Genomic DNA, 16,891 nt, shown 5'->3' with positions numbered 1-16,891 from the left:
AATAAAAAAGGTGAGCTAACTCACCTTTGGTACAACAACACAACTTTTGTCCTTGCTAGGGGTAAGCAAAATCACAGTTGTTTACAATGAGTTTTGATATCTCTGCCAAGATTCAGTGAGTGATATTTCGGTCTTTTCAGCAAATAACGACCAGCTCCATTTTACTTTGTCATGCGGATCAAGCTGAGCATTGAGGTCAATCAACAAGTTCGGCTGATGGTTTTTTTCTAGCCAATACAGGTAGAAAGCTGTGGTTTTGTAACCACTATCGTATTGCCCGCCACGCTTGCGATGTGAGAAATCAACGTAGCCGGCCTTCATTCTTACTACATCTGCAATGCCTTCAATCACGGGACCTATTTCTTGATAATTATGATCATCAAGCTGATAGGCATGCGCAATTTCATGATAGAGCACCCCAACTAATTCATCATACACGGCTTGCGCACTATTTTTAGCCGCAAATGTTGCAAAATATTGAGCACTTACATGAATTACCGCGCCATTGAAGTCACCTTCTTTATACGCCACTCCCTTCATATCTTCGAGTATTATACTTAGCGTTGGTAACTTTGGGGCTTTGGCTACATCACGGTATAATAATCGTGCGACATTATAGCTAATTTGTTGAATTAGTGTGCTATTCAAACTATCCCAATGCGTATTTGCTATTTTCGTTTTGCGTGTCAACGTAACTTTAGGTAAAGAAAATTTCTGCCAATGAATATCGCCTACATAGGTTACTGGCTTTAAAGATAACTCAACCTCTTTTGGCGCCGCCGCAAATAGGCTCGTGTTTAACAATAAAGCAAATCCGCTGACGATAATATTTAATCGATGTTTCATTATTGATACTCCGATAAAGCAGGTGGACGCGCTGTTATATTCTTACCCCACTGTTTATTAGGCTTGTTCCCCATTACATAGCGTAGCTCGCCACCGGCAACAATATCGTTATGTGTTAAGTAATTCCGAGTAAACGCCTTACCATTTAACGTCACTGATTGGATATATTTATTTTGCTCACTCAATCCTTTTGCAAACGTCGTAAATGATTTATTTCCCGCCAGCTTCAAAGTTACCTTTTCAACTTGCGGTGCGCCAATTGCATAGCTTAAATCGCCCGGTGATACAGGGTAAAAGCCCATCGCCGAGAAAATATACCAAGCAGACATTTGCCCGACGTCATCATTTCCAGCTAAGCCATCCGGTTTATCTGAACTCAATGTATCCATTATCTGACGTATACGCTCTTGTGTGCGCCATGGCTTACCTGCATAGTTATATAGATATGCAATATGGTGGCTAGGCTCATTTCCATGTGCATAATTACCAATAAGGCCCGCAATATCCTCATGTTCTTTGATCATCTCATCTGACAAATGGGTATCAAACAAAGCATCTAGCCGTTGCTCAAACTTTTCATCTCCCCCCATTAAGTCAATAAGTCCAGCAACATCTTGTGGTACATAGAAGCTATATTGCTTTGAGTTTCCTTCTGTAAATGGCCCCATGTACTTAGCCTCAAATGGGTTAAAGTCTGGATTCCATTTACCCGCACTGTCTCTGCCTCGCATATAACCTGTTTCTTGGTTAAACACATTTTTGTAACTCATAGCACGTGCAAAGTACTCTTTTGATAATTCAGTTTTACCCATAGATTCAAACAAACGTGCTATTGCATAATCATTATATGCATACTCCAGCGTAATCGAAACAGACTCGGGTAATACGTCCATGGGTACATAACCAAACTTTTTATATTCGGGAATAGCGTCATAAACAGGATTGTTTGCTGTGCTTAATATGGCCTCAACTGCTAAGTCAGTATCAAAATCTCGTATTCCTTTCAAATAGGCATCAGCAATGACAGATACGGCATGGTAACCAATCATTGTCCATGTTTCATGTGCATGGAATGACCAAATAGGTAGCATCTTTTCATAACTTTGCTGGTAATGTACTAACATAGACTGGATCATCCCCGATACCCGCTCTGGCGCGATATATGTAAGCAGAGGATGTAATGCACGATATGTGTCCCACAGCGAAAATAACGTGTAATGCTCAAACCCTTTCCCTTCATGGATTTCACCATCAACACCTCTATACTGCCCATTCACATCTTGATAAATACTTGGTGCTTGTAGAGTGTGGTAAAGTGCGGTGTAAAATTGACGTTTTTGTGCCTTAGTTCCTTCAACATCTACTTTGTCCAAATGCTCTGCCCATTGCGCCTTAGCTGCTTGGCGAGTTTTGTCAAAATCCCAGTCAGGGATCTCAGCTTTTAGATTCTCCAGTGCGTTTGAACGACTCACTGCGGATAACCCTACTTTAATGTAAAGTGGTTCACCTTTAACATCATTAAATGATGCAACAAATTTTACAGCCTTTCCCGCTGTTTGCTTAACAGCTTGGTTTTCGATGGTTGAGTGCTTTTCTTTGCCTAAACACCCCATACAGCGATAACGATTGTTATCTTCATTAATAAACTTATATTCGCTAATTGGCTTCGAAAATTCTATCGCAAAGTACATTTGGCGGTTGCGTGCCCAGCCATTAGTAGCACGATAAGCGACCAAGGTGTGGTCATCTACTTTGCGTAAATCGCTCCAAATCACTTTATTCTTAAAATTGTAAATTGCTGCGGTTAGATCAAACATAACATGACCTTTGTCAGCGCTATTAAACGTATACTTATGCATACCGACACGCGTGGTCGCCGTAACTTCTGCCGTGACATCATAATCAAGCAGCTCAACACCGTAATATCCTGGTTCTGACCATTCTTTATCATGACTAAATCGCGAACGATAACCTTGTTCAGGGTGACTGGCTGTCCCCGCCGAAGTTTTAATATCGCCCGTCATCGGCATAACCAATAAGTCACCTAAATCAGAGTGACCCGTGCCTGAAAAATGGGTATGGGAAAAACCAGTAATAGTATGGTCATCATAATGATAGCCAGCACAGCGTTTATAAATCTCTGACTGTTGAGACTCGCCGCGCATCGGGTTATCTGTATCAGGGCTCAGTTGCACCATCCCAAAAGGTACCACGGCACCTGGAAATGTGTGACCATCGCCACCAGTACCGATAAATGTATCGACCCATTGGGTATTACTCGTATCTTTTGAATTTGCTAACGCACTTGTTGCAGTAACTGCGATTGCGAAAGCCCATACTGAGCGTTGCATCTGCCTCTCCTTTATTATTAAACTTCTTTGGATCGTTCCAAGGTAATTTATACTACACCGATTATGAATACGTATTCAATACAATTGCGATAGAATTTTGTTAACAGATATAAAAAAGGCAAGCGAATGCTTGCCTGATCACGATAAGTCAGTGATCTTAGCTTACCTTACGCGTCCAGCGTTCTGATAATTTAACCACGTTAATGGCATACCAAGCAATATAAACATAACATATCGCAGGGATAATAAAGCTAAGCTGGATGTTAACAAAGTCCGCAAATAAACCTTGCAGTAACGGTACGATTGCACCACCAACTATCGCTAAGCATAACCAACCTGAGCCTTTACTTGTTAACGATCCTAGCCCTTCAATCGCAATTGAAAATATCGTCGGAAACATAATAGAGTTGAATAAGCCGATGGCAAGTACAGACCACATAGCAACAGTACCATCCGTTAATATCGTCACAGCGAGCAAAATGACAATACATATCGTATTAAATAACAATGCTTTAGAAGGAGCAACCTTTTGTAAGGCAGCAGAACCGATAAAGCGACCAATCATTGCCCCGCCCCAATAATAACTGATGTATTTAGCTGCCTCATGCTCAGCAAGACCTGCAATGTGCCCTTCAGAAAAATAATTCACTAAAAAGCTACCAATTGCGACTTCAGCACCCACATAACAAAAGATCGCAACGACACCCATCACTAAGTGGGGGGCTTCTAACAAGTTATGCTCTTTCACTTTACAGTCTTGTTCTTCAGTATGAGCGGTGATCTCTGGTAATTTCAAAAAGGCAAACACAACTGCGATAGTCAATAGCGCAGCTGCTAACATTAAATACGGCACTTTAACTGCGTCCGCACCCGCTTCAGCGGCCAATGCACCGGCCCCACCAAATAACAAAAACCCACCAACTGCTGGCCCTATTGTTGTACCTAATGAATTAAGTGCCTGTGCGAGATTGAGCCTACTCGAAGCCGTTTTTTCTGGTCCAAGTGCCGCGACATATGGGTTCGCAGACACTTGCAAAACAGTGATCCCAGCAGCTAACACAAATAACGCACTTAAAAAGAGCCAATATTCGTGCACCACAACAGCGGGGTAAAACAATAAACACCCTATTGATGCGACAATAAGGCCGCTCAACACGCCATTTTTATAACCAAACCGCTTTACTAACATACCAGCAGGCAATGAAACGATGAAATATGCACTGAAGAAACAAAATTGAATCATCATCGCTTCTGTGTAACTAAGGTCAAATACATCTTTTAGACGCGGTATAAGCACATCATTTAAAACCGTAATAAAACCCCATAGAAAAAATAAGGTCGTCATAGCGGTTAAAGGCAACGCATAGTTTTGGTTTTGTGCGCTTCCACCAGCGATAAAGCTTTGGTTAGTATTAATTTCACTCACAAGAGATACTCCATTAAAAGGGATAGCCAGATTCTACACACTGTTACAAGAAAATCACAAATGTTTTATTGGATCGTTCCATATTTTTTTAAATAATGATAAAGTGAATTATCATTATATTTTTGGAGCGCCGGATGCCACAAGACTTTAGAAGTGCCGATTTTTTGCGTGAGCACATCAATACTACCATGAAATTCTATCACCCAAATTGTATTGACCAGCAAGGTGGGTTTTATCAATTCTTTAATGACGATGGTCATGTGTATGACAAACACACGCGTCACTTGGTATCGAGCACACGTTTCGTATTTAATTATGCAATGGCTCACATAGACCAGCCAAATGAGTGTTACTTCGAACAAATAGTTAGAGGAATAGCGTATTTAGAGGACATTCACAAGCAAAGTAATGGAGGTTATGCCTGGTTGATTGAGCACGGCGTAGCCAAAGATACGACCAACCATTGTTATGGATTAGCATTTGTTTTATTGGCTAATGCGGTCGCACTTAAAGCGGGTTTAAATAGTGCACTCACAACAATCGAGCGCGTATGGCAGCTGCTTGAAGAAAAATACTTTTTGCCAGAACACAAATTGTACCTCGACGAATACGATGGTGCTTTTCACAATGCTGACCCTTATCGTGGACAAAATGCTAATATGCATATGTGCGAAGCGTTACTTATGTGCTTTGAAGCCACAAATAATAACAAGTTTTTAACTCGCGCCTATGACCTTGCATACACAATGACGGTCGAAAAAGCCGCACTAGCCAATGGCCTCGTCTGGGAACATTACAATGCAAACTGGCAAATCGACTGGAACTACAACAAAGACGATCCAAAACATCTATTTAGACCTTGGGGGTTTCAGCCAGGTCACCAAACAGAATGGACCAAGCTATTACTGATCTTGCACCGCCATAAAAGTGAGCCTTGGATGGTTTCGACAGCAAAATCATTGTTTGATTCAGCTTTAGAGCATGCCTGGGATAAGGAGCATGGCGGAATCTGTTACGGTTTTGCCCCTGATAATAGCGTTTGTGATGGAGACAAGTATTTCTGGGTACAAGCAGAGAGCTTTTCAGCCGCTGCCCTGTTAGCTTTAGAAACAGGTGAGAATAAGTATTGGCAATGGTACGACAAAATTTGGCAATACAGCTGGGAACATATGATCGACCATACTCATGGTGCATGGTATCGTATCTTAACGCAAGATAACCGCGCATATAGCGATGAAAAAAGTCCTGCTGGAAAAACGGACTATCATACTATGGGGGCCTGTTATGAGGTCTTACGCGCCTATACATTAAAAGAGCAAGTATAATGAGTGTTGTATGTTTTGGGGAAGCCCTTATCGATTTTTTGTCTAACGGTCAAACCCCTGAGTCATTTACCAAGTTCGCAGGTGGTGCTCCGGCAAACGTAGCAGTAGCCGTTGCAAAACAAGGCATTAGTACAAGCTTTTGTGGCATGTTAGGTAATGACATGTTTGGGGAATTCCTTAACCAAGAATTACAATCCCATCAAGTAAATACTAAATATTGTTTATTTACTGATAAAGCCAAGACCGCCCTCGCCTTTGTCTCTTTAGATCAACATGGTGAGCGTAGCTTTAATTTCTATCGTCCGCCCGCAGCAGATTTATTATTTAGAATCGATGATTTTAATCCTGAGATGTTTCATGAGCATAAGTTAATACATGTTTGCAGTAATAGTTTAACAGAGTCAAATATATATAAATCAACGATCTATGCCCTTACTCAAGCCAAAAAGCATGGCTTAACGACCAGTTTCGATATGAACTTGCGAGTCAACCTGTGGTCGTCTTTAAATCATACTATCGAGCGTCTATGGCATGTTATTTCATTGAGTGATGTTGTGAAACTAGCAAGCGAGGAGCTTGAGTTTTTAAATCAGCATAGTCATGCAGGCCATCCAAAAACCACCACAATTGATGCTATCATGAAAGCAAATGTAAAGTGCCTTATTATCACAGATGGTAGCAACGACATTCAGTATTTCACTAAAAATGGACATGGCCGAGTGACACCACCCGCCGTGCAAGCAATTGACACAACAGCAGCCGGTGATGCTTTTATGGGTGGGCTTATTGCGCAACTTATGGCTAAACGCGAGCATAAAACGGCTATTACCGACCCTAAGTTATTAGCGCAATTTATCAAGCATGCAAGCCGTTGTGGCGCATTTGCAGTGACTCGAAAAGGCGCATTTTCAGCCTTGCCGTCACGGGACGATATTAAAACATAAACACGCACAGCGTAATTAAGCTAACTCAACTAAGAGTTAGCTTCGACCTATTTCTAACTGAGCCCCTTGTTTTCTAGCCACACAGCTGAATTTAATATATTCTAACTTGTCTATCGACGATTAATGAGTTTCAAATTTGGCAAGGGTTATATTCTGTTTATTGTTTTGGGTAAATGCAAGCTTAGCCATAGAACAGAGTACGCTTAGTACGCAGTTACTCCACGCCCACACCTTGCATAATCACCTTGATCGCATTGAATTTCTAAATTCGATAAATACACATATTAGCGAGTCCAAGAACTTAGAGCTGAAAGTTGACTTTACTATATTGTTGGCTAAATCGCTGGACAACACAGGGCAAGGGAATCAAGCACTACGCATTCTTGAGCAAATGCTGTTACAGTCACAAGAAAATACCTTGCAGCATGCAAAGACAAGACTTGCATTGGGTAAGATACTCTACAACAACCACCGTTATGCAGCTAGCGAAACCCACTTTAACAATGCACTCATCACGGTCAAAAAATCAGCCGATTTTGCTCTTCATACCAAAGCAATTAACGATATAGCGAATTTGTACCACAACACTGGTCGCTATTACGAGGGAATAAATTTAATAAACCACCATCTAAGTAATTTTGAAGCACAACTCACCCCTGATTTACTCCCAGAGCTATATCACAGTATTGCAAGATTACTTGAGCAAGTCGATCAGATAAAGTTGGCGCTCACGTATAAGCTAAAGAAATTCGAAATTGAAACGTCACTTGAGCTAAATGACAATGAAAAGGCCGGTACCCTATATGCTATAGCCGTATCGTATTCTGACATCGGCCAATATGAAAAAGCGGTAAATTACTTTAAACAAACGTATGAAATAGACAAAAAATCAGGGGATTTTTCTCACATGGGGCATAGCCTGACCCAACTCAGTTTCAACATCCACAAATTAGGTGATCAAGACACAGCGAAACGCTATGCTTTAAAAGCAATAGATGCATTTAAAGCAAGTAAAAGTGAGCGCAATGTCGCGTGGGCACAGCATAATTTATCACTCATACTCACCGCACAAAATAAGTTAAAAGATGCACTCAAACTTCAAACTGATGTTGTCAACATTGCAAATAAAGCCGAAGGTGACTACCACCTTAAAAATAGAAGTTTACTGCAACTAAGTCGCATACATTATTTACTTGATAATACACAACAGGCAAAGCACCTAGCCAAACAGGTATTAAAACAAGCAAAAAAGCATGATTTCAACCTGACCCAAATTGCTGTGGTTAAAATGTTAAGTGAATTATCAGCGAAAGAGCATAACTACATAACCGCGTATCAATGGCAAAAACAGCTCTCGGAGCTCGAAAAGCAATATGCAAGTACAAACCTTGATAAAGAATTGGCTTATGTACAAAACTCGTTAGAGTCTTTAAATAAAGACATCTTAATCAAAAATAGTCAATTAGCTCACTCTAGCACACAAGCTAAGCTAACGAGCTCTCAGAATCATGCGCTGATGATATTGCTAGCACTGGTTCTAATCAGTATGATTTTTGTCATTTTCTTTTTGCGAAGTCACAGTAACAAAACATTACTCAGCCAAAAAAACGCCTATTTAGACCAAATTCTTTTACAAAGAAACAAATTATTTTCTCAAATCGCTCATGACTTAAGCACCCCTATCACCGCTGCGAAACTGCAACTAGAAGCCATGCAATATAATATCTCTCCAAGAGATGATGAAAACTTAGAGCGGCTTGATAATAAATTGGGTGACATCAACTGTTTAGTGAATGACTTAGCTGGTATTGCATTACTTGAAGAAGCGACCTTTAAAGTTTCATTAGAAAAACAGTGTTTGTCTGAATTTTCAGCGCAACTTGAATCTGAGTTGCCTATGCTAATCACGCAACATACATTCGAATATCGTTTCACTAATTTAGGTAATATTGACGCAGTATACATTGACCCTGTACGGATCCGTCAGGTTATTTCTAACTTACTCAATAACGCCATTAAATATACCCATCAACCCGGCACTATTGCGGTAAAGCTGAATGTAACTAAAAAATCATTCGAGTTAATTGTTGAAGACTCTGCACCTACAATCAGTAAACAACATTTACCTCATATTTTTGACCACCTCTATAGAGCACCTAACTTAGCGACTACCAACACTTCAGGTCACGGGATCGGATTGGCGATAGTCAAACAAATTGTCGCTCTTCACAAAGGTGACATTAGCGCAGAACAAAGCTCTATGGGAGGGGTCAAAATAACAATCAGTCTACCCCACACGCCATAAACACTTTTATTGATAGCACTATATCGCTTTTATCCAGTTAGAGACTAATAGGACGAATACTTAGTGTATTTGCATAGATTACGGTCTGTATAGCAAGCGACTATCAAAGTTTATTCTCTAAAAAATCATCGCTTTTTATCAAATACCAACTGTTATTCTGAACCCAAAATACCCACTAGATCTAAAAATTTTGGTCTGTCTTTCAACACATTTGAAGTACATGACGCAACGATTTTCGCCAACTTTAAATAAGTCTCTTTGTACTTTTCATCGCTATCGCTACAAACCTGTAGTAAATCCTCAACAAAATATCCAAATGCTCTTACCTCTATTGCTTGCACTGCATCTCGTTGGTACTCACTTAAATGGTGTAACTGGCTCGCAGCACCAAAATCACCAAACAATAAGTGATACTGACCGTTTATGAGAGAATTATGCGCATAAATATCTCCATGACTCACGTTATTCTCATGTAAATGCGCTAAGACCGACGCCATTTGTTGTGCTAATTTATATATGTTATTAATATGGTGTGCTGTTTCTGAAGTAAATGTATCTCTCGTACAAGAACTTAAACTCGGGGGGAGCCCAAGGTTCCGATATGAGGAAGGGATTAATTCCATAACCATACCAAGTGAAGGTACTGCGTTAATTTGCGCTAACGTTTTAACAAGATTCGAATGTACCCCGGCATTCAAGCAGCAATCTAATTCATCTTGAGGGTAACCATCACTGGTAATATCGCCTTTAAACAATTTTATTGCTACGGTGCTGTTACCTTCCACCTGAGGTTTAGCTAAAAAGATTTCGCCCGACGCACCTTCACCTAACTTTTCTTTAAGCTCGAATTCTGCCAGTTTGTTTTTAGGAAATAAAGTAAGTGCTTCACTTCGAGGCCCACAAACCGGGTTACCCGAAAATGCGAGCCAAGCAAGTTTAGGTAAGTTAAATAGCCAATTGGGCAAGGTATTTAACTTATTTGCTGATAAACGAACCAGTTCTAACTCGTTACAATTCGCCATTTTAGCAGGTAACTTCGTCAAGCGGTTTCCAGCCAAAGCCAGCTTCCTAAGCTGTGTCAGCTGCCCCATCGAATCGGGTAATTCAGTTATTTCGTTGTCTGTCAAAATTAACCAACGTACGCTAGGAGGTAAACTATATTCTGCTACTTTCGAAATTTTATTCCCTTTGAACGCGATCATCTCAAGGTTTTTACACTGCCCAAGTACCTCTGGTAGCTCTGTGAATTTATTATTTGACAAAAAAACGATTTTCAAATTATCTAACTGCTTAAATTCAGGTGGCAGTGATGATAATGCATTATTTGATAGATCAAGTATCTCTAAAGACGCTTTTAAGTCTAAGATCTCATGTGGAAATTCAGTTAAATCTTCCACTATTTTCAGTCGTTTCACGGGTCCAATTTCGTTGTTTTTTAATTCTTTTAAACTGTACTGTTCTGAAGGCATGAGTCTATGTTCTTTTTTATTAAATTATTAGTTATATCGAGCTAATTTAGTGAAGTAAAGTAAACCTAATCACAATCAAATTTTGGCCAATCCGAAATGTAATCTTCAAAGTCTGATTCAATGTCCACGGTATTGTCCTTAGTGATTCTGCCTTTGGCGCTGATCCCAGCTTGATGCATTTGGGTTTTATCCCCATCATTAAGCAGAGGATGCCAACTTGCGAGGCCTCGCCCCTCATACAGTCGACGATAACTACAACTTTGAGGCATAAAAAATATGTCTTTCAGGTTTTCCTTTGTCAACTTGACGCAAGATGGCACAAGCTGATGTCTTTGTTCATAACGTGTGCAGCCACAGGTATCTTCATCAATATACTGGCACACTAAGCTTGTATAAATAAGCTCTTCACCTTCTCTTAGAAAGTCAGTGCTTTCAAATTCGTCATCTTCATCACTATCAATAAACGAATGTAAACAGCATTTTCCACATCCATCACAGATAGATTCCCATTGCTGCTGCGTCATATCTTCAAGGCCTATTGAAAGCCAAAACGGTTTTTTATTCACGTGTACAAATACTACTTCTGATTGCCCCAAGCCCCGATTTTACGCAAGATATGCTGTTTAAGCAAAAACTCAAAATAATATTTTTAAGCTTTTGCTTTTTAATTACCTAGTTGCTATTTTTGACTCGTAACCCATGCCTTGATTTTTTTCTCAAGCAACACCATAGGCAATGCACCATCGATCAATAGCTGACGATGAAATGCTTTAATATCAAACTGTTCACCTAATTCTTTCTGAGCGTGCGCTCTAAGCTCTTGAATTTTAAACTGCCCTATTTTATAGGATACAGCTTGGCCAGGCCACGCGATATAACGCTCCACTTCTGCAATAACATCACTTTTTGCCATCGATGAGTTATTAATCATAAATTCGATTGCTTGTTCACGGGTCCATTTTTTGGCATGTAAGCCGGTATCAACAACTAAGCGCATCGCTCTTAATTGTTCATCAACTAACCGGCCATACCACATTAAAGGATCAGTAAATAACCCGAGTTCTTTCCCTAAGCTTTCAGCATATAATGCCCACCCTTCAGAAAAAACAGTATATCCCCCAAACTTTCTAAATAACGGTAAGTCTTTGATCTCTTGTTGTAAGGCAATTTGAAAATGATGCCCTGGTGCGGCTTCATGAATTGACAATGTTTCAACTAAAAACTTAGGTTGTGCCTTTAAGTTGTGTGTATTTATATAAAAGACACCTGGTCGGGAGCCATCAGGAGCAGGGCTTGCGTATGAAGCGCCAGCGGCTGATTGTGCTCTATATGCTTCAACAGCTTTTACGACATAATCTGCTTTAGGCTGTACATCAAATAACAAGGGAACTTTGGCGTCAATTCTACGTTTCGCATCTTCATAAGCTGCGATTAAGTCTTGCGAAGAATCAAAGTAAAATTCGTCACTCTCCCTTAAATGAATAAAAAATGCCTGCAAATCTCCCTGAAACTGTACTTGCTCTTTAACCCAGTTCATTTCATTACGAATTCGTTGAACTTCATTTAGACCCGTTTGGTGTATTTCATCGGCAGTCAAGGAGAGTGTTGTATGCTGTTCTATTTGATACTCATACCATGCATTGCCATTTGGTATAGCGCTTATCCCAACAGAGCTGCGACTATTCGGTATATACTCTTCTTCTAAAAAGCGAGCCATTTTGGTGTACGCAGGTATAAGTGATCGCTCAATCATAATTCGATAATTTGATTGTAACTGACGAATTTGTTCTTCTGAAAATGTATCAGGCATCTGAGAAATCGGCTTCCAAAAGATCGAATCTTCAGCTTTATCAACAATATGAGCTTTAAATTGCGGTAACAGCTTTTCACTTAATACTTGCGGTAATACAACATCATTTTTAATACCTAACCGCATATTATCAACGATGCCATCAAGCCAAATAAAATACTGTTCAGCTCTCGAAAGAAAATTCATATAATCACTGACTGTATTAAAAGGCTGCGCGCTGGCACCTGAACCTAAACTCGCAAACGTATTGTGCGCGCCCGTCATTTGATTAATTGGCATCATATAAGAAGGAAATTCAGTTCCCCTTAGTGAAAAGGCCAAATCACGTGACAATACATCATAACTCAGCAGGCTTTGCCCAGATAACTGGCTCTTGTCAATCATTGACAATTGTGCCTGATATTTTTTTAAGAACTCGATATATGCTTGTCGAGTATCTTCCGTACTCGGCTTATTAAACTGACCATTGTATTGGGTATAGCCAATAAATGTGCCGCTTACAGGTCTTAGTGATATTGATTCATCAAAGTAACTTTTGGCAATCAATGCCATACTCTCATTTGCAGAGCGAAGCTTTTGAATTTTAGTTGTGCTTTCTATTGAGTTACTAGACTCAAGTAACTGGCAACCGCTTGCCATAAGTCCAATAGTTATTGCAATTGAAACGTTTTTAAACATTACTATCATTACCTTATCACTTTATTAGAAGTGTCCGATTCTGACAGAGAACATCTAACTAAACCATAACTTATCGGAATTCAGTCATGAAACACATTAAAGCCATCACATACAAACCAAATACCAATTCATTCCCCCCATAAATAAAGCACCCAATGTACGTGATCAATAAAGTAGGGTTCTCGCTAAGTAATGAATGCTGTATTTGATGTACGAGAACCTGGAGTTTTACCCTGTAAAGGAAAACGGCTTATACGTTATGATCGGTTACGCTGCAGAAGCAATTCTACGTGGTAATATCAGTTCAATGCACAAGCCACCTAGTAAGCTATTGTGAGAACCGATTTTACCATGATGCGCTTCTATTATTTTTTTACACATTGCCAAGCCCATACCCTTGCCTCCAAGCATCGCACTGCGAGATGCTTCTTGGCGATAAAGCGGTTGGAAAAGCTGTTGGTGAGCTTCATAGGTCAACGGTGTTCCTGAGTCCTCTATTCTGATGATAATCCCTTCAACCTGTTCAACAAAGCTCAATTCCACTTCGACATTTTTACCACCAAAACGCAATGCGTTTTTTACCACCTCAATAATGACTTTTTTTAATGCTGAGGAGTCAAAGTTCAGACTGTCGATAGAATTAAGGTGATTATGCAACGTCAAGCTTTGATGACGCATATCGACTAAATGCTGACACTCTTGATGGACTTCATTAATAAAAGGCCTCAAGGAAACCGACTCAACCTTCAATAACTTATGCATATCCCCCTTAGTTGTGACAAGCATCAATGAATTTATAAATTGATTTAGCTCATCAATTTTATCCATCAGTTTAGTATATGAATCATGAACGTTATCAACGATATTGTGCTGCAATGACTCCACCTGAATTTTCATAACCGTAAGAGGTGTTCTTAATTCGTGAGATAGATCCGTAAACAATTGCGCTTCATGTTTCTTGATGTCTTGTTTTTGCTGCTCAGATGTACGCTTTTCAAATGCAACAGTCTGATTGAGCGAATTAACTTGGTTTTGTAACTGAAATACAAGCTGCTTTTGAACTGACTTATGTTGAATTGCCATGGCAACTGTAAACAAACAAACCTCAACTAAATAGCCTATTTTAATGTAACTGGCAATTTCAAAGACATCGAATACGTTGCCATAACTCGCGCCCATTATCGTTAGTACATTAAGAAACAATACATGATTGAATAGGCTCAATGAAAAAACGCGGATCCCTGGGGCTTGTTGCTTTAGCGCCCAAATACATGTGTACACAAACAGTGGAATAATAAATGTACTTGTTAATAAGTTGTAGTACACCGTTTCAATATAGAGCGCTAAGGGCACCAGCAGGCAATACACAATAATCGCAATAATATATATACTGTTCAATACTGAATGGTGATGCTGTAACTGTAAAAAGCCGCGTACGAATAACAAATGGAATATTGGTACAATGGCCATCAACGCAATTGAAAACTGACCTGCAAAGAGCCCATTTTGAGGCCAAAGATATTGATATGAAAACCCTGCCATATCGACGACGATGGCTAAAAACAATAGAGTCCAAATAGCATAAAATACATTCGTCATATTCAAATTAAATGACAAATTAACAACGACAATCAGTAAAATTGCTGCAATTACTCCAACTAGTGCTGCGTTAGTCAACAAACTGGATTGTGATGTATTCAAGTAATGTTCAGCGCTATGAATACGGATATTGGCTGGTGCATTGGCAAATGTTTGGTAACTGACATATAGCGTTTTGGTTTCCCCTGAGGTCAGTTCTATGGGGATATAGGTTTGTGGGTCTAACACCGGCCGTTCATAGAAAGAACTACTTTCAGTCAGCTTATATAAAGGCGCATCATCCGGTGTATCTTCCCAATACACCATAAGTCTTGGTAAGCGTGCAAATCCAAATGAGAGATACCATAATGCCGTATCTGAATCATTGACTATTGTGACTTTAAGCCACCGATCGTACTGCTGGTTATGGGGTTTTTTTTGTTCTAAATTGAAAGGAGATAACAACTGCGGTTGATCAATAAATTGTTGTTTCGACGTAATGATCTCGGAAAAATCGTTATAATGAAGCGCACTGGGTTTTACAGAATAGACTACTTGTTTATTGGTGAGTGTTAATTTAACATCCTGAGCAAACAAATTTGTACACATTAGCAACAGGAGTAGATTTACTAGCTTCATTGTAGTCACAATTCTCTCTTTGATTAACAATAGCTTAATCTTAAAAAATGTAGAGAATATGGAGAAGCATTCTCATTTAAAGCACTTGCAATTTCCGGCTCCCCTCCTTTGCAGCTTTGTAAAGTAATGTAAATAGGTATAGTGTATCCTCTGTAACCAAACTGTATATTAAGGTATTTAATATCAATACCTTAAATTTAAAACTCGCACTTTCATTAGAGTTATCGAAATCAATTTATCAGTACTTTTTGCCATTCGCCGAATTTCTAATCACACTGAAATATTTCTGTAATATTTCAATGTTCTAATCACCTCGAAATAAAAACGTCATATTAGCCTAATTAATGAGCTAGACATACACTTGAGACTATACAATGAGTGAATCAAACCAAAATTCGTTATTTTCAAAAGCTACCAATTGGGCAGCAATCGCATTTCTAGTCTATTTAGTACTCGTTGCGGTAGGAACAGTCAGTGGTGGATTTAAACTTGCTTCAGGCGGTAGCGCTGGTGCAAAAGAAATATTTGAATTTGCAACTAACCCATTTGTTGCTTTGCTCCTTGGCGCATTAGCCACCGCACTTGTGCAATCATCCTCTACGGTAACATCCGTCATTGTTGGCTTAGTAGCTGGTGGTTTACCAATTAGTATCGCTATACCTATGGTAATGGGTGCAAACATTGGCACCACCATAACAAACACACTGGTTTCAATCGGCCATATTCGCTCAAAAGAAGAGTTTCAGCGCGCCTTTGCTGCCTCCACGGTACACGACTTTTTTAACTTACTGGCAGTCGCTATATTCCTACCTTTAGAAATTATGTTTGGCATGTTACAAAAACTTGCTGAAAGTCTATCGCATTTATTTGTCGGCGATGCTGATTTATCCCTTAAAAGTTATAACTTTATAAAACCTCTTGTTAAACCTGCGGTTAATGTAATTAAAGACACCGTGAGCTTTCTCGATGGTAAAGCCATTGGTATTGCAATGGTCGTCATTGGTATTGCCCTGATCCTATTTGCCGTAACCACGTTAGGGAAGTTGCTTAAAAAAGCGTTAGTTGGCACTGCAAAAGAATTACTACACAGTGCGATTGGTCGCGGTCCAGTCGCGGGTATCACCTCAGGTGCAGCGGTGACTATTATGGTTCAATCATCTTCTACAACAACGAGTTTAATGATCCCATTAGCCGGTAGTGGCGTGTTTAATACACGACAAATCTATCCTTTTACATTAGGAGCAAATATAGGAACAACTATCACTGCATTGCTTGCTGCAACCTCTATTTCGGGAGCTGCTGCCGAGGTTGCCTTAACTATTGCCCTAGTACACGTGATGTTTAATATATTTGCGGTAACGCTAATATATGGGATCCCAACTTTACGTGAGTTGCCACTGATTATGGCAGAAAAACTCGCTAAAATAGGCGCTAACAACAAACCTGCCGCGCTTGGATACGTTTTAGGTTCATTCTTTATCGTACCTGGACTCATTATGATGGCAGTTCGCTAAAACAAT

Annotated in this window: 11 protein-coding genes; 4 read left to right on the top strand and 7 right to left on the bottom strand. The window is 39.7% G+C overall.

The features are described 5' to 3' along the window. Positions 1 to 81: 81 nt before the first annotated feature. The 3 genes from J8L98_RS01245 to J8L98_RS01235 all read right to left on the bottom strand — a co-directional run bounded on the left by J8L98_RS01245 (position 82) and on the right by J8L98_RS01235 (position 4,623). Positions 82 to 846 (bottom strand): basic secretory protein-like protein, encoded by a 765-nt coding sequence (locus J8L98_RS01245; protein WP_210994923.1) that lies wholly within the window; start codon positions 844 to 846, stop codon positions 82 to 84. Next, positions 846 to 3,197 carry a GH92 family glycosyl hydrolase gene (locus J8L98_RS01240; protein WP_210994922.1) on the bottom strand — a complete coding sequence of 784 codons (2,352 nt, stop codon included), beginning with the start codon at positions 3,195 to 3,197 and terminating at the stop codon, positions 846 to 848. Before J8L98_RS01240 ends, J8L98_RS01245 begins: the two co-directional genes overlap by 1 nt. Before the next feature lie 157 nt (positions 3,198 to 3,354). Beyond that, the gene (locus J8L98_RS01235; protein ID WP_210994921.1) at positions 3,355 to 4,623 is read right to left on the bottom strand and encodes a sugar MFS transporter; all 1,269 of its coding nucleotides are present in this window, start codon (positions 4,621 to 4,623) and stop codon (positions 3,355 to 3,357) included. 134 nt (positions 4,624 to 4,757) lie between these two features. On the opposite strand from J8L98_RS01235, the gene J8L98_RS01230 reads away from it, so the two are divergent. The 3 genes from J8L98_RS01230 (at position 4,758) to J8L98_RS01220 (ending at position 9,197) form a co-directional block, all read left to right on the top strand. Next, positions 4,758 to 5,948 (top strand): AGE family epimerase/isomerase, encoded by a 1,191-nt coding sequence (locus tag J8L98_RS01230; protein WP_210994920.1) that lies wholly within the window; start codon positions 4,758 to 4,760, stop codon positions 5,946 to 5,948. Then, positions 5,948 to 6,892: a carbohydrate kinase gene (locus J8L98_RS01225; protein WP_210994919.1), complete on the top strand. Its 945-nt coding sequence runs from the start codon at positions 5,948 to 5,950 to the stop codon at positions 6,890 to 6,892. The genes J8L98_RS01230 and J8L98_RS01225 overlap by 1 nt, the downstream gene beginning before the upstream one ends. Before the next feature lie 136 nt (positions 6,893 to 7,028). Next, on the top strand, positions 7,029 to 9,197 hold the full coding sequence (locus J8L98_RS01220) for a tetratricopeptide repeat-containing sensor histidine kinase (protein ID WP_210994918.1): 2,169 nt from the start codon (positions 7,029 to 7,031) through the stop codon (positions 9,195 to 9,197). 152 nt (positions 9,198 to 9,349) lie between these two features. Here J8L98_RS01220 and J8L98_RS01215 read toward each other — a convergent pair whose 3' ends face one another. The 4 genes from J8L98_RS01215 to J8L98_RS01200 all read right to left on the bottom strand — a co-directional run bounded on the left by J8L98_RS01215 (position 9,350) and on the right by J8L98_RS01200 (position 15,371). Further along, positions 9,350 to 10,666 carry a leucine-rich repeat-containing protein kinase family protein gene (locus J8L98_RS01215; protein ID WP_210994917.1) on the bottom strand — a complete coding sequence of 439 codons (1,317 nt, stop codon included), beginning with the start codon at positions 10,664 to 10,666 and terminating at the stop codon, positions 9,350 to 9,352. Positions 10,667 to 10,731: 65 nt separating this feature from the next. Beyond that, positions 10,732 to 11,232, bottom strand: a complete 501-nt coding sequence (locus J8L98_RS01210; RefSeq protein ID WP_210994916.1) for a YcgN family cysteine cluster protein — start codon at positions 11,230 to 11,232, stop codon at positions 10,732 to 10,734. A 113-nt stretch (positions 11,233 to 11,345) separates the two neighbouring features. Further along, the gene (locus J8L98_RS01205) at positions 11,346 to 13,154 is read right to left on the bottom strand and encodes a DUF885 domain-containing protein (RefSeq protein ID WP_210994915.1); all 1,809 of its coding nucleotides are present in this window, start codon (positions 13,152 to 13,154) and stop codon (positions 11,346 to 11,348) included. 267 nt (positions 13,155 to 13,421) lie between these two features. After that, positions 13,422 to 15,371 (bottom strand): sensor histidine kinase, encoded by a 1,950-nt coding sequence (locus J8L98_RS01200; protein ID WP_247682390.1) that lies wholly within the window; start codon positions 15,369 to 15,371, stop codon positions 13,422 to 13,424. Positions 15,372 to 15,745: 374 nt separating this feature from the next. Between J8L98_RS01200 and J8L98_RS01195 the strand changes: the two genes are divergently transcribed. After that, positions 15,746 to 16,885: a Na/Pi symporter gene (locus J8L98_RS01195; protein WP_210994913.1), complete on the top strand. Its 1,140-nt coding sequence runs from the start codon at positions 15,746 to 15,748 to the stop codon at positions 16,883 to 16,885. Positions 16,886 to 16,891 lie beyond the last annotated feature (6 nt).

The organism is Pseudoalteromonas sp. MMG013, from assembly GCF_018100885.1.
Taxonomy (GTDB): domain Bacteria; phylum Pseudomonadota; class Gammaproteobacteria; order Enterobacterales; family Alteromonadaceae; genus Pseudoalteromonas; species Pseudoalteromonas aurantia.
This window is presented reverse-complemented; position numbering and strand designations above follow the sequence as displayed.

Excerpts from the sequence above, each read along its gene's own strand:
- J8L98_RS01245 (WP_210994923.1), bottom strand. The coding sequence starts at position 846 with ATGAAACATCGATTAAATATTATCGTCAGCGGATTTGCTTTATTGTTA.
- J8L98_RS01240 (WP_210994922.1), bottom strand. The coding sequence starts at position 3,197 with ATGCAACGCTCAGTATGGGCTTTCGCAATCGCAGTTACTGCAACAAGT.
- J8L98_RS01230 (WP_210994920.1), top strand. The coding sequence starts at position 4,758 with ATGCCACAAGACTTTAGAAGTGCCGATTTTTTGCGTGAGCACATCAAT.
- J8L98_RS01225 (WP_210994919.1), top strand. The coding sequence starts at position 5,948 with ATGAGTGTTGTATGTTTTGGGGAAGCCCTTATCGATTTTTTGTCTAAC.
- J8L98_RS01215 (WP_210994917.1), bottom strand. The coding sequence starts at position 10,666 with ATGCCTTCAGAACAGTACAGTTTAAAAGAATTAAAAAACAACGAAATT.
- J8L98_RS01205 (WP_210994915.1), bottom strand. The coding sequence starts at position 13,154 with ATGTTTAAAAACGTTTCAATTGCAATAACTATTGGACTTATGGCAAGC.
- J8L98_RS01200 (WP_247682390.1), bottom strand. The coding sequence starts at position 15,371 with ATGAAGCTAGTAAATCTACTCCTGTTGCTAATGTGTACAAATTTGTTT.
- J8L98_RS01195 (WP_210994913.1), top strand. The coding sequence starts at position 15,746 with ATGAGTGAATCAAACCAAAATTCGTTATTTTCAAAAGCTACCAATTGG.